The organism is Salinithrix halophila (assembly GCF_042650125.1).
Lineage (GTDB): Bacteria > Bacillota > Bacilli > Thermoactinomycetales > DSM-45169 > Salinithrix > Salinithrix halophila.
Genome location: NZ_JBHSAP010000018.1, coordinates 575,945 through 596,196, shown reverse-complemented (window position 1 = coordinate 596,196; position 20,252 = coordinate 575,945). Strand labels below are relative to the sequence as shown.

16 protein-coding genes are annotated in these 20,252 nt (G+C 49.1%); 13 read left to right on the top strand and 3 right to left on the bottom strand.

Annotated elements, in window-relative coordinates; all coding sequences use genetic code 11:
• The first annotated feature begins 12 nt into the window (after positions 1-12).
• The 7 genes from recJ (at position 13) to ACFOUO_RS15955 (ending at position 11,678) form a co-directional block, all read left to right on the top strand.
• Positions 13-2,406: a single-stranded-DNA-specific exonuclease RecJ gene (gene recJ, locus ACFOUO_RS15985; RefSeq protein WP_380706132.1), complete on the top strand. Its 2,394-nt coding sequence runs from the start codon at positions 13-15 to the stop codon at positions 2,404-2,406.
• Positions 2,379-2,891: an adenine phosphoribosyltransferase gene (locus ACFOUO_RS15980; protein WP_380706131.1), complete on the top strand. Its 513-nt coding sequence runs from the start codon at positions 2,379-2,381 to the stop codon at positions 2,889-2,891. The genes recJ and ACFOUO_RS15980 overlap by 28 nt, the downstream gene beginning before the upstream one ends.
• 225 nt (positions 2,892-3,116) lie before the next feature.
• Positions 3,117-3,719, top strand: coding sequence for a DUF4912 domain-containing protein (locus ACFOUO_RS15975; protein WP_380706130.1), 603 nt, complete (start codon positions 3,117-3,119; stop codon positions 3,717-3,719).
• Positions 3,719-6,562 (top strand): 1,4-alpha-glucan branching protein domain-containing protein, encoded by a 2,844-nt coding sequence (locus ACFOUO_RS15970; RefSeq protein WP_380706278.1) that lies wholly within the window; start codon positions 3,719-3,721, stop codon positions 6,560-6,562. Before ACFOUO_RS15975 ends, ACFOUO_RS15970 begins: the two co-directional genes overlap by 1 nt.
• Complete coding sequence (locus ACFOUO_RS15965; protein WP_380706129.1) at positions 6,559-8,973, top strand: sugar phosphate nucleotidyltransferase; 2,415 nt, start codon at positions 6,559-6,561, stop codon at positions 8,971-8,973. Before ACFOUO_RS15970 ends, ACFOUO_RS15965 begins: the two co-directional genes overlap by 4 nt.
• 321 nt (positions 8,974-9,294) lie before the next feature.
• Positions 9,295-9,948, top strand: a complete 654-nt coding sequence (locus ACFOUO_RS15960; protein ID WP_380706277.1) for a lytic polysaccharide monooxygenase — start codon at positions 9,295-9,297, stop codon at positions 9,946-9,948.
• 185 nt (positions 9,949-10,133) lie between these two features.
• The gene (locus tag ACFOUO_RS15955) at positions 10,134-11,678 is read left to right on the top strand and encodes a glycosyl hydrolase family 18 protein (protein ID WP_380706128.1); all 1,545 of its coding nucleotides are present in this window, start codon (positions 10,134-10,136) and stop codon (positions 11,676-11,678) included.
• Between the two features lie 84 nt (positions 11,679-11,762).
• Here ACFOUO_RS15955 and ACFOUO_RS15950 read toward each other — a convergent pair whose 3' ends face one another.
• Positions 11,763-12,953 (bottom strand): C1 family peptidase, encoded by a 1,191-nt coding sequence (locus ACFOUO_RS15950; protein ID WP_380706127.1) that lies wholly within the window; start codon positions 12,951-12,953, stop codon positions 11,763-11,765.
• A 370-nt stretch (positions 12,954-13,323) separates the two neighbouring features.
• Between ACFOUO_RS15950 and ACFOUO_RS15945 the strand changes: the two genes are divergently transcribed.
• Positions 13,324-13,560 carry a hypothetical protein gene (locus ACFOUO_RS15945; protein ID WP_380706126.1) on the top strand — a complete coding sequence of 79 codons (237 nt, stop codon included), beginning with the start codon at positions 13,324-13,326 and terminating at the stop codon, positions 13,558-13,560.
• 197 nt (positions 13,561-13,757) lie between these two features.
• Here the strand turns inward: ACFOUO_RS15945 and ACFOUO_RS15940 are convergent, their stop codons facing one another.
• Positions 13,758-14,132, bottom strand: a complete 375-nt coding sequence (locus ACFOUO_RS15940) for a DUF1259 domain-containing protein (protein ID WP_380706125.1) — start codon at positions 14,130-14,132, stop codon at positions 13,758-13,760.
• Positions 14,133-14,347: 215 nt separating this feature from the next.
• On the opposite strand from ACFOUO_RS15940, the gene ACFOUO_RS15935 reads away from it, so the two are divergent.
• The 3 genes from ACFOUO_RS15935 (at position 14,348) to ACFOUO_RS15925 (ending at position 17,258) form a co-directional block, all read left to right on the top strand.
• Positions 14,348-15,328, top strand: a complete 981-nt coding sequence (locus tag ACFOUO_RS15935) for a hypothetical protein (RefSeq protein WP_380706124.1) — start codon at positions 14,348-14,350, stop codon at positions 15,326-15,328.
• Positions 15,329-15,345: 17 nt separating this feature from the next.
• Positions 15,346-16,167, top strand: coding sequence for a YiiX/YebB-like N1pC/P60 family cysteine hydrolase (locus ACFOUO_RS15930; RefSeq protein ID WP_380706123.1), 822 nt, complete (start codon positions 15,346-15,348; stop codon positions 16,165-16,167).
• Positions 16,168-16,241: 74 nt separating this feature from the next.
• Entirely contained in the window at positions 16,242-17,258 is a 1,017-nt protein-coding gene (locus ACFOUO_RS15925) for a hypothetical protein (RefSeq protein WP_380706122.1), read from the top strand.
• A 190-nt stretch (positions 17,259-17,448) separates the two neighbouring features.
• Here ACFOUO_RS15925 and ACFOUO_RS15920 read toward each other — a convergent pair whose 3' ends face one another.
• Positions 17,449-18,378: a DUF2935 domain-containing protein gene (locus tag ACFOUO_RS15920; protein WP_380706121.1), complete on the bottom strand. Its 930-nt coding sequence runs from the start codon at positions 18,376-18,378 to the stop codon at positions 17,449-17,451.
• A gap of 1,090 nt (positions 18,379-19,468) precedes the next feature.
• On the opposite strand from ACFOUO_RS15920, the gene ACFOUO_RS15915 reads away from it, so the two are divergent.
• Both ACFOUO_RS15915 and ACFOUO_RS15910 read left to right on the top strand, forming a co-directional pair.
• A complete protein-coding gene (locus ACFOUO_RS15915; RefSeq protein WP_380706120.1) occupies positions 19,469-19,591 on the top strand; it encodes a sporulation protein YjcZ in 123 nt (40 codons plus the stop codon).
• A 154-nt stretch (positions 19,592-19,745) separates the two neighbouring features.
• Entirely contained in the window at positions 19,746-20,123 is a 378-nt protein-coding gene (locus ACFOUO_RS15910) for a YmaF family protein (RefSeq protein WP_380706119.1), read from the top strand.
• Positions 20,124-20,252 lie beyond the last annotated feature (129 nt).

Below are 20,252 nucleotides of genomic sequence, written 5' to 3'. Positions count from 1 at the left end.
GGAGGGGCGCACATGCTCCAATCCAAAACACGTTGGCAGACCGTTGAGGCCGATATTGCCCATATCCGGTCCCTTGCCGATGAACTGGGGATCCATCCCCTGACCGCCCGCCTCCTCTATAACCGAGGAGTGACTGATTTTGAGGAGGCCCGCCGCTTTTTATCGGTGGATATTTCCCAGCTTCATGACCCGTTTCGCCTGGACGGGATGGAGGCCGCTGTGGAACGCATCCGAAAAGCATTGGAAACCGGTGAAAAGATACGAATCTACGGGGACTACGATGCTGACGGTGTCTCCAGCACCAGCCTGATGATGCGGGTGTTCCGTGATTTGGGCGCTGATGTGGATTACTACATACCCAATCGTTTCACCGAAGGATACGGCCTCAATGGGGATGCCCTCCGTGCTGCGGTGGAGAACAGGATCGATCTGATGATTTCCGTCGACACGGGTATTAGTGCTGTGGAGGAAGCAGCTCTCGCCAAGGAATTGGGGCTGGATTTGATTATTACCGATCACCACGAGCCGCCGAAGGAGTTGCCCGAGGCTCTGGCGGTAATTAACCCTAAAAAACCGGGATGCTCCTATCCCTTCGACATGCTGGCGGGGGTAGGTGTTGCCTTTAAGCTGTGTCAGGCCTTGTTGGGACGCGTTCCGGAGGAGGTGCTGGAAATCGCAGCGTTGGGGACAATTGCCGACCTGGTGCCTTTGGTAGAGGAAAACCGGGTATTGGCTGCCCTTGGGCTGGAACGAATGAATCAGCGCCAAAATTCCGGGCTGACTGCCTTGATGGAAGTTTCTGGCTGCGATGGGGAGGTAGGGGCTGGGCACGTAGGTTTCTCCCTCGGTCCCCGAATCAACGCCAGTGGGCGCCTGGACTCCGCCAACCAAGCGGTGGAACTGCTTCTGACCGGGGATCCCGATCAAGCGCGTCAAATTGCCGAGGAACTGGACGGCATGAACCGGGAGCGACAGAAGCTGGTGGAGGCCATCGCCGAGGAAGCCTCGGCGATGGTAGAAGCAGAACCCGAAAAAAACCGGCGATTTATTGTGGTGGCCGCACCAGGGTGGAATGTCGGGGTGATCGGGATCGTTGCTTCCCGGCTAGTGGAGAAGTATTATCGCCCGACCATTGTGCTGGGTATCGACGAAGAAACAGGGATGGCCAAAGGCTCCGCCCGGAGTATTACAGGTTTGGATATGTACCGGGCTCTTAGCCGGTGTTCCGATCTGCTTCCCCATTATGGAGGGCACCAGATGGCAGCGGGGATGAGCCTGCCGCAGGAGAATCTCCCGGAGTTACATCGATGGCTGGATGAATTGGCCGGGGAGTGGTTGGCAGAAGAAGATTATATCCCCTGCTCCCGGGTGGATGGGGAACTGACTGTAGGCGAGGTTAGTCTCTCCCTGATTGAAGAGCTGGAACGGCTTGCCCCATATGGAATGGGGAATCCTACCCCGCGTTTTCGTGTCACGGGTGCAGCTCTCTCTCGGATGCAGCGGATCGGACGGGACAAAAATCATCTGAAACTGATCCTGGAAGAAGAGGGTCAAACCCTGGATGCTGTCGGCTTTCGGCTCGGTGAGCTGGCGGAGGAGATCTCTCCCGCCTCTTACCCCGAACTTCTGGGTGAGCTTTCCATCAATGAGTGGAACAACCGGCGTCTGCCCCAACTCCTAATCCGGGATATCTCCGTCCCCCATGTTCAGGTGTTCGACTGGCGCAGCAACGGGGATAAAGGGGATCGTTACCGCTTTCTGGCGGAGCGGAAGGATGTTCTGTTCGTCATCTCCGATAGTCGCAAACGTCGGGAGTTTCTCGATAAAGGCAGCCAGGCGGGGGTTCTCTCTTGGGGAGAAGTGGAATCCGGTACCTGTCCTTCAGGGTTGAAGGGGACGCGTTGGCTTGTGTTGGCCGATTTGCCGGTCACCATTGGCTGTTTCCCGGAGTTCCTCCGTTCCCTGTCTCGGGTGGAGCGACTTTATTTTGCCTATGGGGACACGGAGTTGGATCATGGCTTGAGTCGAACCCCTGAGCGGGAACAGTTTAAACGACTGTATGCTTTTCTTATGGGGAAAAAAGGAGTACGGCTTCCGAGGGACGTTGAGCGGATATCTCGCCTGACAGGATTGTCTGGACGTTGGATCCGTTTCATGGTGGATGTTTTCGAGGAGCTAGGTTTCCTCCGTCTCCCCGACGGCAATCTGGAGATGATCGAAGGGGCCTCCAGGCGCCCCCTAACCGAATCGGACCGATATATGCGCCAACTGGAAAGGGAGAAGGTGCAGGAGTTGTTTGTTTACTCTTCCACCCGCGACCTGTGCCATTATATCGCTTCATTATTTCCATATGAACTGAACTTGGGAGGAACGGGAACATGGACTTTAAAGAGAAAATCCGGGTAATCGAGGATTTCCCCCAGCCGGGTGTCCGGTTCAAAGATATCACCACTCTTTTAAAGGACGGAAAAGCTTTTCAGGCGGCCATCGATGAGATGGCCCGCCAGGTGGCGGGGAAAGAGATCGATGTTGTGGTAGGACCCGAGGCGAGGGGGTTCGTGGTTGGAACGCCTCTGGCCTATGCGCTGGGTGTTGGTTTTGTCCCTGTCCGGAAGTCGGGTAAATTGCCCGGAGAGACAGTGGAAGCAGGATATAGCCTGGAATATGGCAAAGATAAACTGGCGGTCCATAAAGATGCGATCGACCCAGGGCAGAAAGTATTGATCGTCGATGATCTCTTGGCCACCGGCGGTACGATTAACGCGACGTTAGACCTTGTACGCCAACTGAAGGGAGAGGTGGTGGGAGCCGCCTTCTTTATTGAACTGACCTATCTCCACGGACGGGATAAACTGAAGGATGTGGACCTTTTCACCTTGATCCAATATTGATCGGACAGGAGCTTCCTGTTCCATTTGAAACACCGGGTTATCCCGGTGTTTTTTTGATTTCCAGCGAATTTTTCTTTGTATGCGGTTTCAACGATTCAAGGTGTGTCTGAAACACCGGAGCCATTCATAGACTCCTTAAAGCAGGATCGTTGTGTCATGAAATTTTTTCCTGGAACATATGAAAAGGAATAGTTTTGCACATAAAGGGGGCTCACAGAAATTACGGTGGAAGAAGTTCTTTATTGGGATCGGATCATTCGGGCGGAACAGTCACAAGGAGGTACCGGCCTGTCGGATGAAAGCTGGGATCAACGAGGTACCCCCGACCGACTGACCCTTCTGGTCAAAAATCCATGGACCCTGTGGGCCTATTGGCGGGTAGGAGATCTCCGCCGAAGGATGACCTGTGAACATTTTGAATCCGATTGGGCGCACCTTCCTTTTTCCCTAAGGCTTTGCAATGTGACGGATCTTTCCTATGACGGGGAGTATGCCCACTCCTGTCGGGTGGAAAATGTAGGACCTTTCGACGACCGTTGGTATATCAACGGATTGGAACCCGGTAGGCTCTATCTGGCTGAGTTCGGGACCTGGACGATTGAGGGCCGGTTTTTTGCCCTCCTCCGGTCCAATACGGTGGAAGCTCCGCCGACAAGGGAGAGGAGGACATCTCCTTTAATCGCTTTCGGGGAGCGGTCGGACTCTTCTCGGAAGGAAGTTGCAAAGTCTGCCCACCCGTCGTCAGTACCTCTAGCGATCAAGGAACCGTGGGCCGAGCAATTTAGCGGCTATACGCTGGTGCCAGAAGATAAAGAGGTGAATCGTTGATGGAGTCGGGTTATTTAGCCTTGGTACTACATGCCCATCTGCCTTATACCCGCCACCCTGAACGGAAGCACACATTAGAAGAACGCTGGCTCTTTGAGGCGATCACGGAGACTTATATTCCCTTATTGCAGGTTTTCCAAGGGCTTCTCCGGGATGGGGCGGATTTTCGTCTGACTTTCTCCATCTCTCCTACTCTTCTTTCTATGTGGACTGACGATTTGTTGAAAGAACGGGTTCTCCGTTATCTGAACCAATCGATTGATTTAGCGGAGAAGGAGGTCGACCGTACTCGGAAAGATCCGGTTTTTCATCGGCTAGCCAACTACTACCGGGAACGACTGGGAAGTATTCATCGGTTCTGGAGGCATTACAACGGGGATCTGGTTCGTCCCTTCCGGGAGCTGGCTGACCGGGGAAAGCTGGAGTTAATAACTTCAGCGGGAACCCACCCCTTTCTTCCTTTTGTAAAAAGGGAAGAATCGATCCACGCTCAATTAAGGGCGGCGCTCACCCTCCATGAACATCATTTTGGCAGGAAATCCCGAGGGATCTGGTTACCGGAATGCGGGTATGCCCCGGATCTTGACCGGCTTTTACAGGAAAACGGGATCGACTATTTTTTTACGGATAGCCACGGATTGGCTTTAGCGGAACCCGCTCCGGTGTTCGATCTACTTTCACCGGTGCTGACACCAAAGGGAACGGCTGTATTCGCCAGGGATCCCGCAGCTTCAGAACAGGTGTGGAGTTCTAAAGAGGGTTATCCAGGGGATTACGATTACCGCGAGTACTACCGGGACATCGGTTACGATCTGGATTTTGAGACGATCCGCCCCTATATCCACCCTGAAGGCATCCGCATCAACACCGGGTTTAAGTATTATCGGATTACCGGCCCGGGAGAACACAAAGAACCTTACAACCTTGAATGGGCCCGAGAGAAAACAGCTCGGCATGCGGATCATTTCCTCTGGGAACGAAGGTGTCAAGTTCGGGAAGGGGTTCATTCCATCGGTCGCAAGCCCGTGGTAACCGCGCCTTATGATGCAGAACTATATGGTCACTGGTGGTTTGAAGGTCCTCAATTTCTCGATATGCTTTTTCGCAAAATGCACTTCGACCAAGATGAACTTCAGCCGATTACACCCTCAGAATATCTGGATCGTTACGGAGATTACCAAGTGTGTCGCCTGGCAATGAGCACCTGGGGCCGGCACGGTTACGCTGATGTGTGGCTCAATGGAACGAACGACTGGATCTATCCGGTCCTCCATCGCTCCGAGGAGAGGCTGGTAGCATTGGCCCTGCGTTTCGACCGTCCTTCTTCCCTGGAGCGCCGTGCCTTAAACCAGGCGGGACGGGAGCTGATGTTGGCTCAGGCGAGTGATTGGGCGTTCATTATGGACAACAAAACGATGGTGGAATACGCCGTCAAACGGACCAAACATCATATCAACCGCTTCGAGTGCTTGATGGAAATGCTGGAGGCGGCTTCCTTGGATGAGGAGTGGATCGCCCAGGCGGAAGCGCTAACTCCCTTGTTTCCACAGATGGACTACCGCTGGTACCGCCCTCTAACCAGAGGGACGGTACCGGTCGCTTCCGAGTGCCCTCGTGTGCTGATGCTGGCATGGGAATTCCCGCCGATGATGGTGGGGGGATTGTCCCGTCATGTTTATGATTTGTCCCGTGCACTGGTGAAAAAAGGGTGGGAGGTCCATGTAGTCACGACGGAAATCGGAGATGATCCCCATACGGAGATGGTAGAGGGAATCCACGTTCATCGGGTTCATGTAATGAAACCCTGCGGAGACGAATTTTATCATTGGGTGTTCCAGCTGAATCTGATGATGGTCGATACCGTTCATGCGCTGATGGACACGGGTTTGTCCTTCGATATCATCCACGCCCATGACTGGCTGGTCAGCCGTGCAGCCAAAGCATTAAAATACCGCCTCGGATCTCCCCTGGTGTCTACCATCCATGCGACGGAACACGGGCGCAACCAGGGGATTCACACGGATCTCCAACATCGCATCCACAGCTTGGAACAGCAACTCATCGATGAATCAGATCGGGTCATTCTGTGCAGTACGTATATGAAAAGGGAAGTGGAACAAATTTTTCATATGCCTTCGGATAAGGCAGAAGTTCTCCCTAACGGGGTGGACCCGGAACTGATCCAGGTCGCTGATGGTAGAGAGGAAAATAAAGAGCCCTTCGCTATGGTTCATGAGCGGATCGTTCTCTTTATCGGTCGTCTGGTGCGGGAGAAAGGAGTGGAAACGCTCATTCGGTCGGCGGAACGGGTCCTTTCCCGTCACCCCGATACCAAGTTTGTCATCGCCGGTAAAGGGCCGATGAAGGAAGAATGGGAGGAGTTGTCCCGGCAGCTCAATCTGGCGGATAAGGTCCTTTTTACCGGGTTTATATCCGATGAAGCCCGAAACCGCCTGCTTCGCTCCGCTTCGGTCGCCGTTTTTCCCAGTTGGTATGAACCCTTCGGCATCGTCGCACTGGAAGCGATGGCTGCCGGTACCCCTGTTGTTGTTTCCGACACAGGGGGGCTCGCTGATGTAGTAGAACATGGCTACACGGGACTGAAGGCTTATCCGCAGGATGTTCATTCGCTTGCTCTGCAAATCAACACCATTCTGTCCGACCCGGAACAGGCAGCCGGGTTTGCCCAGCGAGCTAAAGAGGAACTGAGCCGATTCGACTGGAATCGTATCGCAAACGGAACGATCAGCCTCTACGAGAAAATACTTCCCCGAGATTGCAGTTACCTCATGGTTACCAGGAATCCAGTATCCAGGGTTAGAGAGGAGAATGCATGCATATGAAAGCCGTGATCATGGCCGGAGGAAAAGGAACCCGCCTGCGTCCTCTCACCAGCCGACTGCCAAAGCCGATGGTCCCTCTGCTGGATAAGCCGTGTATGGAGTATATCATTGAACTGTTGAAACGCCACGGCATCGAAGAGATCGCCGTCACCGTTCAGTATCTTCCGCAGGCTATCCAAAACCATTTCGGGGATGGTTCCGATTATGGGGTGAAGATACAGTATTTCGAGGAGACGCTCCCTTTGGGAACAGCGGGTAGCGTCAAAAATGCCGAGGATTTCCTGGATGATACGTTTATCGTGATCAGCGGGGACGCATTAACGGATTTTGACCTGGATAAGGCTGTGGCCTTTCACCGAGAGCGTCGGGCGATCGGTACGCTTGTCACGACTCGAGTGGAGGTACCTCTGGAATACGGGGTGGTGATGACCGATGAATCAGGCCGCATCCTCCGATTCCTGGAGAAGCCGAACTGGAGTGAGGTGTTTAGTGATACGGTAAATACCGGGATCTATGTACTGGAACCAGAGATCCTTTCCTTTTTTCATTCCGGGGAATCTTTTGATTTCAGTAAAGATCTTTTTCCTCTGATCATGGCGAAAAACTTACCGCTCTATGGGTATATTGCCGAGGGATACTGGTCCGATATCGGCTCGTTGCGGCAATACCGAAAGACCCAGATGGATATGCTGGAGGGTCGGGTGAAGGTCTCCATCCCTGGAACGGAAGTGGAACCCCATATCTGGGTGGGGGAGGGGGTGGAAGTGGAAGACACCTCTTCCATCCAGGCTCCCGTCTTTATCGGGGCGGGGACGAAGGTAAGCCTTCAGGCAAAAGTGGGCCCTTATGCCGTGCTGGGACGGTACAATCGGATCGCTTCCGGGGCCAGGGTGGATCGATCCATTCTGTGGAACCGGACGTCCCTGGGAGCGGCAAGCTCCCTGTCAGGTTCCACGCTGACCCATGATGTCCGAGTTGCGGAAGGGGCTCGGATCGGTGAGGACACAGTGGTTGGGGACCGGAGCTTGATTGGTGAGACGGCGGTGGTAGAAGCTGGGGTAAAGGTTTATCCGGGAAAAACGGTTGGTCCCGGTTGTATATTGAAGCACTCACTCGTCTGGGGTGCATCCGTCTCCCGGGGGATTTTTGGCTCTGACGGCGTGAGCGGAATCACCAATCTCGATTTGACACCAGAACGGGCGGGGGGCATTGTTTCCGCTTATGCCTCCGTGTTACCGCCCCAGTCGGTGGTGGTGGTCAGCAGTGACGATGCCGTCTACAGTCAAATCCTGAAATATGCGATCCTCTCCAGCCTCCTTGCTTCCGGCATTCATGTACGCGACTTGGGAACAGCCCCCGCTCCGGTGGTTCGCCATGCCTGCCGCCGAGAAAAACAGCAGGGGGGCATTCACCTCCGTCGGTCCAATGAGAGTGCCGGGAGTCGGACGGTCCTCCAATTTTTCGATAGGGAAGGGCTTCCCATCGATAAAGGAACAGAACGAAAAATTGAACACGCTTGGATGCAGGAGGAATACGCGAGGCCTACGGAAAAGAGCTGCGGAATCGTGGAACGGTGGGGGGGAGCGGTGGAAGCCTACCAGAGGGAGGTAATGTCTCGGATCAACGTCCTCGCAGTGAGGGAGAGGGAATTTCGGCTTGTCTTCCATAGCGAGAACACACCATTTTTCCCGGTGATCCAGCCTCTCCTGGAACAGTTGGGCTGTCAAGTAGTAACTGTGCTCGGCCAATGTCCGGCCCTGGACCGGTTTGTTCTCGATAATCGGGCGGATCTCGGGATCCAGATGGATGGAAGCGGCCAGTCTCTCTCTCTATTTACAGAGAAGGGATACCGTGTGAGTCATTCGGAATTAACGGTATTGCAGACCTTGTTGGCGATCCTGAAGCAGGAGAGAGTGGCTATTCCGGTGACGGCTCCCTCGGCGGCAGAGATGGTTGCCCGCAACGCAGGGGTGGAGCCCGTACGGACGAAAGACGGTGTGCGGGCGGTGTTGGAGGTGGATCGAACCAGCTCTCTCCAGGTGTATTTCGACGGATTTTACACCTTGGCATGCCTCCTGGAGTACGTAGCGGTGGAGAAAATCACCCTCCAGGAGGCCCTAAAGCGACTTCCCCCCATCCATCTAAGCCGGAAGAAAGCAGGCTGTCCCATAGAAGCCAAAGGGCGGGTAATGAGAAAACTAATGCAGGAAATGAAGGGGCGCGACCTGGAACTTCTCGACGGAATTCGGGTGTTGACGGAGGCGGGGTGGGTACTTATCCTGCCTGATGCAGAAAAAGCGCATTTTGAAGTGGTGGCCCAGGGGAAGACGAGTCGGGAGGCGGAAGCACAAGTCCGTGATTTCCAGGAGAAAATTGAACGTTATCAATCGCCCTATGCCTCACAGAGCTAATCGGAGCATACGGCAAAACCCGTATTCCATCTTGGAGTACGGGTTTTTTGTAACCAAGTATAGTTCCTCCCTTTATTATTTTTTAATAAAATTATTTGTATTTGAAACAAATGTAATAGGAGGATCGTTTTTAAGGGCGTCGGGTCGTAATAAGGAGGACAGACATCTGGAAAGGGGGGATCTATATTTAATGAGGGCACTTTTCCATGGTTGACCGGCCATTCTTATCAATATTAAAGAAAAGGGGCGGATCATATGGAACAATGTTGTTTCCGGGTGAAAGAGTGGTTTAAAAGTTCGTCGCTACTTACCGCTTGCGGAATGATCCTGCTGCTTGCAGCGGGTATGCTCTTGTTTGCCGAGAGTGCCTCTGCCCATGGTTATATTAAGTCTCCGGCGAGCCGTTCCTATCTGTGTAAACAAGGCAAAAACAAGGGCTGTGGTCCCATACAGTATGAACCGCAGAGCCTGGAAGCAAAAGGATCCTTCCCGAAATCAGGTCCCTCGAATGGCCATATTGCCGGGGCCGACCGTTTCCCGGAACTCGATGCACAAAAGTCAACTCGATGGAAAAAAGTAACCCTACGTGGGGGCAAGAAGACGTTTAAATGGCATTTGACCGCACCCCACAGCACCGCCAAATGGAAATATTATATCACCAAAAAGAACTGGAACCCGAATAAGCCGCTGACCCGTGCCGCCCTTGAGTCGAAACCTTTTTGCTCTTTCAACGATGGCGGATCTAGGCCTTCTTCTACCGTTACCCATCCATGTAAGGTACCGACCGACCGCAGCGGTTACCACCTGATTCTGGGTGTCTGGGAAGTCGCGGATACCGGTAATGCTTTTTATCAGGTGGTTGACGTTAATCTGGTTAACAAAGGTTCTAACAAACGCTCCAATCCGGAAGCTTCATCGACGGATGATGTGGTTTCCCGGCTAAAAACCTGTATGAGGGATTGGTTCAATTGGTAAGAGGGCTTAATCTTACAGAGTAATGGAGGCAGATTATTTCTAATTTTATAATGATTGGGAAACGCCTTCAACTTGTCTCATGCCTTCCATTTGCCTCTCTTATATGGATCCAAGCGAACTGATCCTGATTGGAAATGATTTTAACTTTATTCAAAACGTCGTTTGGGAGAGTGAGAGAAATACGCATGGATCAGGAAAACCCAATGAAAAGAAAAAAGCGCCGGAAGAAACTGAATGGCAAATGGATCCTCGCCCTTTCCGTTATTTGCATCTTCGCCCTGTCTGCCGGTTGGCTCTATGCTTCTGACTCGAGCGCAACCGACAGCAAAGATCAAAAGAGTACCCGAGCAGCTACAGCCACTGAACAGGAAGCCGAGTTATTCAACTCCCTGGAGGGAACCAAAGAAGCAGATAAAGAAGAAGAAAACGATCAGAAAATAGTGACGGCACCTGTTCATGAAAAAAAGAAGGAACAATTTCTCCAGAGCATCACTGACCATCAACAACGAGAGGCCACACGTCTATCGAAAGAACAGCCTCGACAAACCCAAAAAAGGAAGAATCCTTCACCTTCTAAGCATCAACAACAAACAGCAACACCGTCCAAAGAAAAAGACGCTTCCTCCGACTCCGATCAAAAAGAGCCTTCCAAAGAGCGGGCAACCACAAACAAGGACTCAGAAAAGCCGCAACAAAAACCGAAACAACCCTCCACTCCTCAGGAGAAGTCAACCAAACCATCACCACCGGTGACAAACCCTCCCCAACCATCCAAACCCAATCCCCCCCAAGGGGAGCATCAAAAGAAAAATGGGTTGAAGGTGGCGGTATGGTTCCCCTTCTGGATGCAGGAAAGTGCGACCAAGGCTTTAAAGAAGAATGCCGATGTGATCGATTCAACCGGATTTTTCTGGTATCGGCTTACTCCAGAGGGAGAAATTACACGCATGAAATATGCGGATGATGCGAATGAACAGGCGATGCGCATCGCCAAGGAAAAAGGCATAGCAGTCATGCCTACCATTGCCAATGTGGAAGAGTGGGGGCGGCCAGAGTATAAGCAGGAGCTGCATAACCAAATCGGTACCCCTGAAGCACGGGAAGTATTAACCAATCGCCTCGTCAAATGGGTAATGGATAACGGGTTTGATGGGTTGGATATCAACTATGAAGTGATGTTTGCTGAGGAACGGGACAATTATGCCAGCTTTATCGAACTGCTGGCACAGAAACTCCATCAGCGAAACAAGAAGATTTCCATCTCGGGCTGGGCGGATCCTCACCAGGGAGAAGATATGAAACGCTTGGGGAAAGCCGTCGACCAAGTGAGATTTATGAGCTACCATAAGCAAGGCGAAGAGCTAAAAAGTTATCTCGAGCGTTGGAAGCGAGAAATCCCTGCCCATAAGATTTATGTAGGGTTTCATGTGTTTTCACAGAAACAGGTACAAGGTGCAGCAGGAGATAAGCTTATATCCCATCAGCAGGTAAGCAAAATTGTACGCGAGCACCAGCCGCAGATTCAGCGAAATCCCGTAACGGGAGTAGGAACCTTTACGTATCAAGAAGAGGGAAAAACGGTTACCGTGATCATAAGGGATGAGCAAACCTTAAGTAAAACGGTCGACTATGTTAAACAGCACCATTCAGATATCGGTGGTTTTATCAGCTGGCACATTGGAGCTGAAAATCCTAAAATGTGGGATGTCCTGCGTGAGAAATTGAAGTAGGGGAAAAGCGATAAACATAGCAAATCCGTACCACCTGTAAAAAGGGGTACGGATTATTTTTTGGGCTTGGCTCTCCCTATGGGTTTAGCCTGCTTTTTTCAATTTCAGGGTTTCCGTTTGAGTCTCCACTTGGATGGGTTGGCTTCTCGTGTCACCGTTTCGATTCTTAGCCACGATGTGGTAGGTGTAATGGTGACCGGGTTCCAGGTTTTCATCGCTGACCTGGGTACCGGTGAAGGTTTTTACCAATTGATCGTCGCGGTAGAGCTCATAACTGTCTGCATCGATGGCAGAAACCTCGAAACGGACGGAGGTGTCGAGAGTGGAGGTGTCGGTCACGTTCACCCCTTGGGGAGGGTAGGTCTGGTTGGCATAGGGCTCGGCAATAAGAGCGTATCCGTGGTCCATCTCTTTCAGGATATCGTATTTCATATAAACGTATCCTCCGTCACCGAAGCGGTTTCCCCAGCTGTTTCGAAGGATGAACCATTGATTTTCTTCGTCATATCCGGCGACGACGAGAGCGTGTCCACCCCGGGATTTCTTCTCACCCACGGGCGGAACGATCCCGGAAGAGGGGGTTGCATCGAAATTGGGGTAAACATCGATGCCTACCATGGCTGGGTCTCCGTTAGCGACAGCTTGTTTAATCTCGTCGATCATGCGGCTTCCCCAAATCATGCGATAGTCTTCAATCTGATAAGGTTTGGCGTTTTTGTTTTGCAAGGGTGTTAAGGGAGCTGAAAATTGAGCGGTATTCTCGGGATCCAGATCATACGGTCGTTCTGTTTCCGGTGTGACGCCTTTCCTTACCATAACTCGAAATGCGCTGTCTAGTGCCATCCCATCCTTTGGTCCTTTGGGATAATAGATATAGAGAGGGGACAGATAACTGATTTCGCTTCCCCGGGCGGAACTGTTCCTGCCGATGTAATACTCCCGTAGCCCGGTTGTGGCGAAAGCGACACATGTGCCGAAACGCCCCTGGCTCCGGATGGGGGAAAAATACTGGCGAAGATCGACCTTGGCAGGGAGTACGTTGGTCTTTTTCCGGTCGGAGGCCGGTTGTTTCTGGTACTCATCTTTACTGATAAACCGTTTTTCTGGCGTGTACTTCTTGATGTTCTTATCTTCCAACCCTTTATTTAACCCAAGGCCATAGGTGGAAAAGTCCTTGGGGTTAAAGGGTTTTTGATTTTTAGCCTCCGCTGAAGGTGTGATACTTAGTGAAACCAGCAATAAACCACTGAGCAGTAGGTATATCCACTTTTTCATTTTCTACTCTACTCCCTTTCTTTTTGAGTGCTACAGTGATGGAAATAGAAGCTTCTTTCTATCAACATAAGAAGCTAGCAATTAAATTCAATATATTTCAATAGAGATGAACTGTCAAATATTTTTTAATTGAATCATAGTATTTGAATAGAAAATAAATTCGTTAAAAAATACCCCCTTTCGCCATCGGCTGAATGAAAGGGGGTTTAGAAGGGCAGGGTTCCTTATACCGCAGAAGATATCGAGAGGGGTCCCACAACCATCGGAATGGTTTTTATAACACTATGGGTGTTGGTGTCAACGGCGGTTCTCCCTGATGCTTGAGGAACCCGCCTGTCCCCAGTAAGATATGGAGAAAGAAGAGATCTTTGTGAAATCATATTTATGGTTCTTATTGGGTAGTTTTCTAATCGTTTTTATGTGGTCGGCCATCCATCCCTATGATCCGTTCACGTGGGTATTGGAGGTGTTACCGGCGGTATTTGCTGTTATCCTGCTAGGGTTGACGGTTCGTACCTTTCCCCTCACTCCCTTGGTTTACGGGGTCATCGGAGTTCATGCCATGATCTTGCTGGTTGGAGGTCATAACGGTATCTTAAGCCTGTAGCCCACTCCAGGAATCGGAGTGGGTTTTCCTGAAGCTCACCATTTCAATGGCAAGAGGTTCACAGAATCCATCTATTTGCTCGAATACGGAAACAATGAGCTTTTACAATAGAAGACCCCCTTCCTGTAGATCACCAAAAAAGTGAGTAAATCTACTGAAGGGGGTCTTCTCATAGAAAAAATAGATCTCCTCGTAAGTTATCTGCCCAACACCTTTAAGGCTTCAGCGACCTTTCTGGCAAAGATAATCGGGTTTTCAATGGCTTCGAAGTGAATGTACATGAGGCGTGGATTTTCGAATAACCAGTGATTATGCAAAGCCGTTACCTTGATTCCCCGCTTTCGTAAGGCTGAGATAAAGGGATTAATCTCTTTTTGTAAAATAACGGTTTCTCCCAGATTTAATGCACGTCCCTGACGGTCGAGGCTTTCAAAGCTGAAAAACTGGGGTAACACCAAGGGGGAACGAGAGGGGCGGCCTAAAATCGTCACATCAATATTACGGAATCTCTGTGATAGACAAACCCCATTAACAACGCTCGGGGTTCCGCCGAGAATATCCGCAAATTGCATACATAGCCTTCTCAAAGCGCTCACTATAACACTCCTTTTTGAAAAAAGATACCATAGAGTATGTATAGTAAAACGGCTATGACTCTTTCGAATACCTACCCTCAATAAATTAGGCTTTTTGAGCTATAGATAAAAGCTTCGAGCAGGGGTGTTATCTCTTGTCGGGAGCTTTTATTTAGGCATTAACGGTATCCGGCGGAGGAAAGACCAGAAGTGTGATCCTCCCGGTTTCCTGCCATTTGCTAGTAGGAAAGGAAAAAGGGATTGACAGCATTGTTGGATTCAAAGACTTTGTGTATTATCCCGCCAAATGTACATCTTGCAATTATTCGGGGAACTATTTTTGGGATCGGTTTTCGTATTATGCCGGTCAAGGGTATACGGTTGGGAATTCCCTATCTAAAGCCCGAAATGACTTGGTGGTCAAAGAAGGAAATGATGGAGGATATGGATCCTACTATATCGATGGTGCCGTCAATTACCCGTCTTCTACGCGCCTGACGTCACCGGATTGGGGGGAGTCGTGGAACTCCGAACCGTTTGGTATCGATCCGTTTGATCCCGTAGCTCTTCATGTAGTCGCCACATCCGAAGAAACCATCGATGGTATCGAGTACAAAGACATACATACGAAAGAAGGTGTGGAAATCCGCCGAAAAGCGAATACAAACGAGCTAGTCTGGTTACAGGCTCCAACCTCCACAAAAGGGGGTCAAGAGCCGATATCCAAAGAGGAAGCCTTGGAAAAAGGACGATCTTTCGCCCAAGAGCAAGTGAATGGATTTAAAAACATGGAACTAGTTAAAGCAGAAGAGGTGATCCATATCCCGGGTGATACCTTGTATACCTTTACTTGGCGACCGAAGAATAATGGGGTATGGGGAGCTTCCCAGGTAACTGCTGAGGTGGATCGGAGAACCGGTGCAGTAGTTTACTTCTCTGCTAACCGGAAAAACGCCTCGACTGATCCCTTAAAGGTGACGAAAGAAGAAGCGATCAAAATGGCCAAACGAGTGGCTGGTGAAGGAGAAATTCAAGGAGCCATTGCTGAGGTTTGGGACAAACCACGCTGGGTTGTCACCATGGATCATGGGAACCGAAACACTACCATTAACGGTCAAACCCTCAGCTTTCCATCCAGGACACAAGTCATTGTCGATGGTACAACGGGTGACGTTGAACGAATGATGAAATAATAGGGAGGCAACAACAAATGAAAATGAAACCCTTCAAATGGACTGGATCATTAGTACTCGTTCTTGCTTTGGTTGTAGGAATGCCTTCTGGTGTTTTTGCTGATGATACTTCGTACTCTTTGGAAGAGATTTCGAAACTTGCTGAAAGTACGGGGTATTCAGAAGCGCAGTTGATTGAAGAGATTGAAAGAGAAAATCAGGCTAATCAGGAAAAGATAGAAAACTGGAGCAATCAAATCGATGTTCAAGCAGTTATTGAAGCAGCAAGGTTGAAAGGCTATGATTTGAAAGAAGAGGATGTTCTGGAAGACGGAGGATTGGCACGCCCTTCCCAGACGAATGGGGATGTAGGAGTTGCCAACTTGGATCCGGGTGTAGGGACTTACGGGGATATCCTGTATACTCCTGATACCGGAACCAAAAGGGGATATTTTACGGGTCATGCCGGTATGGTTGCTATGGATGATGATAATACTTGGGAGTCCTATTCCACTGCAGATAAGGGTGGAGTCATTTACGATGTAAATAGATGGCGCTGGGATTATGAAAAAGCACAAGCTTATTGGGTGAAAGACGCTACCTCTACAGATTATGATTATGCTTCCAAGCAAAAAGGGGAGCCCTACAACGTCATGTCTAGTAAAGAAACAACTGATGAGTGGTACTGCTCCAAGCTGGTTTGGAGAAGCTGGAAAAATGCAAAAGGTATAAACTTGGATCCCGATCCCGACAGCGGATGGCATGGGAATGTCAAAGTTTCTAGTGGGAACTACTGGGTTAGCACTGCCGACCTTGGTGACAGTCCGCATACCATTACCTATTGGTCCAAGGGTTATTGAACAAAGTTTTTTTCAGTAAAGAGTGAAGACGGGCTACGTCTTCACTCATCTTTTTGAACAAGGGAGGTAACGTCATGTGGAATAAAGGAATTAAAATAATGGCCTGTTTCATTTTGACTTGGGCAATTTCCGCCTGTAGTTTAAATGGTGAGAATAGCAACTCGGGGAAAATTCCAATAAATAAAGGAAAGTTTGGAGTAATCTACACAAATGCAGTAGAACCAAAAAGTAAGCTGCTTATCGTTGATGAAAGCGGAGATATCATTTCCAATGTCAATATAAAAGCAGCAAGAATCAGGAAGATTGAGGAGGCGAAAAACGGAGGTTGGGTATTACCCGCTTCATATGATGATGTGATTCACTACATCAATGAAAAAGGGGAGATTTCAAACCGAAAAGCACCAGGTCCGACGAATTTTGTTAAGAAAGATTCCGCTTTCGAAATCGCTGCTTACAATACCGAAGCCTTTCAAAATACGTTGATTGTTAAAGAAGAAAAAAAGCAATGGAAGGTCAAACAAAAGGGATATATGGGAGAGGGTGTGTACGATGATCAATATATCTACATATATGCGGATATCCCATATGAAGATAAGAGTGTCCCTCCCGATCAACATCATGTAGTATATATGATTAAACGGGACACCGGTAAACTAATAAAAAAAATACCTTTAAAAGAAAAGTCCGCGCGAGACATGAAGTGGTTTAAGAAGAAACTCTTACTTACAACAGAAAACCGTTTGACTTTAATAGATCCGAAAAAATCGAAGGCCGATTATTTACCAACCCCAACAGTCGTCGGGGAACCCATGACGATCGTTAAAGAAGATAATAAATTCTATGTCACTTTTTTTGGAGGGTCTGTAGTTGAATACGATGATCATTTTAATATTGTCAGGCATAAAAGATTATGTGACGTGATATTAAATGATCATGCCGACGAACAGAACTTATATTTATTTGGTCAAATGCCATCAGGTGCGGGTCAGATTCATGTTGTGGACAAGAAAACATGGAAGGTGAAAGAAAAAATCAATCTCCCTGACGTTGGATATAACATTATGGCACAAGATTTTACCTTAATAGATTAAAAGTCCGAACGGGAAGATCCTGCTGACTGTGGAGCCATACCATAGGGAGAGGAGGGGGTTATGGTATTTCCTATGGGGCTAAGTAGCAGGGAACAAAAAACCTCTCTCTCCTTTAGAAGAGGAGAGAGAGGTTTTCCGTTATTCACTATAAAATAACTTACGATGATGGTACTGAATCTTTTTAAAACCATTAACCAAAGCGAATCCGTTCCAGAATATCGATAAAATAGATGACTTCTCTGCGCATGTGATCCGCTAAAAGGGGCGGGAAGTTGGTTTGACCCGTTGGGATTCTACAGGTAGAAATCTCGTCTAAAAGTTTAGTTAGGTAATCTCGGAAGGAAAAGGAAAGCTTTTTGTTTTCCTCCAGAAGTTTGCCGAGGTCGGAGCGAGTGCTTTCGACTTCTTTGGCCTGAAGCATCAGGTTATGGTAGTCGTCTTTAAAACGAAGGGCTCTTTTCCGATATTTTTCCTGGACCTCGGGCCGAAAGGACATGGAGAGGTGTTCGGCGTGTTCGGCGTGAGTCCGATCGAAAAACATGCTTTCCTCAATGGCTACAGTAAAAAGTTGTTCAGGGGGCAAACGATGATACAATAAACGGGGGACCGTTTGGGCATAACGGTTTCCATCTTTTAACCCTAAGCGTTGGCGAGTACGAGTTTGGAGGTTGCTCTTCGATCGTTCCAGTGTTCCTACAAAGCGATCAGCTTCCCGACGAACGTGGTCGATGAGAATAGCCGGTAGAATGCCCAATGCTTGACAGGATTCAAGGGCGTTAAAGATTTGTTCTTTTAGTAAGATAAGCTGATTGACGAGCGTAATCGTTTCTTCCCTCAACTGATACAAAATTTCATTGGGAGCAGTTGGAGGAGTTGCGATGGTACGGCTATAAAGCATATCAAGTTGGATGGCAAATTGATCGGCCGTGCGAAAAAATTCTTCTTGTTGGGGGTTGGGGTCCAGGCCAAGACGAATAAACTTGGCATGTTCGGCCATAAGGATCGTCCAAACCCGCATCTCTTCCAAGGCAGCAATAAGTGCTTCACGGTCCGGTGCCACACGGGGATTCATCAGGTGGGGCCAATACGGGGCATCAGAAAAAGGGTTAGGTTGGTTCATGGTAAATCCCTCCTTCGTATAGGTTCTTTAATACCTATGACGGGAGGGATCTTTTTTTGCTTATACGTATCCCATAAAGGTGGGGGATGGGGGGTAATAACGTGGATCCCGATAGTATGGAACATATGGAACGGGGTAGGGAGTCGGGTACGGGAAGGCACGGTGGTCACAGCGGCAACCACGCCCACACTGACAATCTTTACACTTACACCTTGGGTTGGAGCAGGCCATATAATCCCTCCTTTTTTGAACAGTACATGATATGTGTATATGCCATTTATGTACCCAACAAAATAATTCCAATTGGCATTTCTGAGCGGCGGCTTTTCCTGGGGTTATAACAAAGGGAATTTGGGAGGAGTCAACTCAGGCACGCAAATGAAGTGATTCATCATTTTATTAAATCGACCACTCTCCATGAGAAGGCAACGAAAATTGTAAAGGATATGCTCTGTTCGATGGCTCCGGAGACAGAGAAACACGGGATTCAAAGTATTTCTTGCGTCAGAGAGCCTTAGTTCTCCTAAATTTGATTAGTTGAAGTATATCGTGTAAAGGATCGTGCCTGCCACTGTGGCAAGGATTGAACTGAGAATGAAGACTTGCCACCAAGAGTAATTACCGTTGCGGGAAGGTTCTACCCATGACAACCCCAGCAATGACTACCAAGAACAAACCACCGAGAAACTTAAAATCAGCATATGGAACCCATCCGAATAAGTAGGCGGAAAACAATGAGACAAGTAACAGTGTGCCTCGAAGGAAGACACCTTTCAGGGTATTGCTAAAAATGGCCATACCTTATAGCTCCTATTCTTCTCGATTTCTTTTAGGATTCGCAATGAAATTTATAATACCAGGTATTCATACGATCAGGGAAGCGTGGTTTTTACTCGGGCTAGTTACTATTGTACCAGTTTATCAACTCCCCACCCTAAGCACCTTATTTAAATAAGGCTCTACTTTCTAAAAAAATTCCATACTGGCCTACCCAACATGCCTATTTTATTCAAGATGGTTTTTTGATCATTTCCTTCCGTCAGCTCCGTACATAGGATATGAGTAAATGGGTGAAAGGAGGAAATTAAAGATGTCCGGATACGGTGGATATGGCTCCGGTTATGGTTTTGGTGGATTTGGTTTGCGCCGTCTGTTAATTTTCCTATTGGTCATTGCGACGATCTTCTCCCTGGTCAGTTTTGGAGGGTATTAACCTTCACTTCGATTCGCACCCAAATGGGTGCTTTTTTTTGCTCGTTTCGATATTACTGGGATGTTTGTATAGCCTCCGGGTCATCGGTTTATCTGTTCTGTTGAAGTCCTTCCCTTCATACCTATTATTGACTGAAAATGAGGGGGGACTTGAATTGAAGAAACCAGAACATACCACTGTGCAGATGAAGGACGGGTTACACGACCATCGTTTTGAAATCGCTTTTTTTGAGGAGAAAGCGTCGATTAGTCAAAATTTCCATCGACACAGGTATGAAGGAGAAACTTCATTTGATGTGGGGCACCGACACGGCCTCAGAGGAGTCACAGCACCCGCTCCGGACGTTCCAGATCATGTTCACGAATATAAGGGAACCACTTCATTTGATGATGGCCATGTCCACCATTTTGGAGGCGTTACCGGGCCGCCCGTCGAGACACCGGATGGCGGTCACTATCACATCATCGAAGGAGAAACCACTGTAAATGGGGCAATGCCCCATGCCCATACCTATGAGGGGATCGCCAATTAATCATCCATTTAAATACAACCATTCGATGCTCATATTGCTAAACGGTTGGCTGGTAAGTCGGTGGACTTATCAGGTTTTTTTGCGACGAATAATCATCAATGGAGACAGAGAAGTTGGGCAGGGATTACC

Coding starts and splice junctions, on each gene's coding strand:
- recJ (WP_380706132.1), top strand. CDS start 13: ATGCTCCAATCCAAAACACGTTGGCAGACCGTTGAGGCCGATATTGCC.
- ACFOUO_RS15980 (WP_380706131.1), top strand. CDS start 2,379: ATGGACTTTAAAGAGAAAATCCGGGTAATCGAGGATTTCCCCCAGCCG.
- ACFOUO_RS15970 (WP_380706278.1), top strand. CDS start 3,719: ATGGAGTCGGGTTATTTAGCCTTGGTACTACATGCCCATCTGCCTTAT.
- ACFOUO_RS15965 (WP_380706129.1), top strand. CDS start 6,559: ATGAAAGCCGTGATCATGGCCGGAGGAAAAGGAACCCGCCTGCGTCCT.
- ACFOUO_RS15960 (WP_380706277.1), top strand. CDS start 9,295: ATGATCCTGCTGCTTGCAGCGGGTATGCTCTTGTTTGCCGAGAGTGCC.
- ACFOUO_RS15955 (WP_380706128.1), top strand. CDS start 10,134: ATGGATCAGGAAAACCCAATGAAAAGAAAAAAGCGCCGGAAGAAACTG.
- ACFOUO_RS15950 (WP_380706127.1), bottom strand. CDS start 12,953: ATGAAAAAGTGGATATACCTACTGCTCAGTGGTTTATTGCTGGTTTCA.
- ACFOUO_RS15940 (WP_380706125.1), bottom strand. CDS start 14,132: ATGCAATTTGCGGATATTCTCGGCGGAACCCCGAGCGTTGTTAATGGG.
- ACFOUO_RS15930 (WP_380706123.1), top strand. CDS start 15,346: ATGAAAATGAAACCCTTCAAATGGACTGGATCATTAGTACTCGTTCTT.
- ACFOUO_RS15925 (WP_380706122.1), top strand. CDS start 16,242: ATGTGGAATAAAGGAATTAAAATAATGGCCTGTTTCATTTTGACTTGG.
- ACFOUO_RS15920 (WP_380706121.1), bottom strand. CDS start 18,378: ATGAACCAACCTAACCCTTTTTCTGATGCCCCGTATTGGCCCCACCTG.
- ACFOUO_RS15915 (WP_380706120.1), top strand. CDS start 19,469: ATGTCCGGATACGGTGGATATGGCTCCGGTTATGGTTTTGGTGGATTT.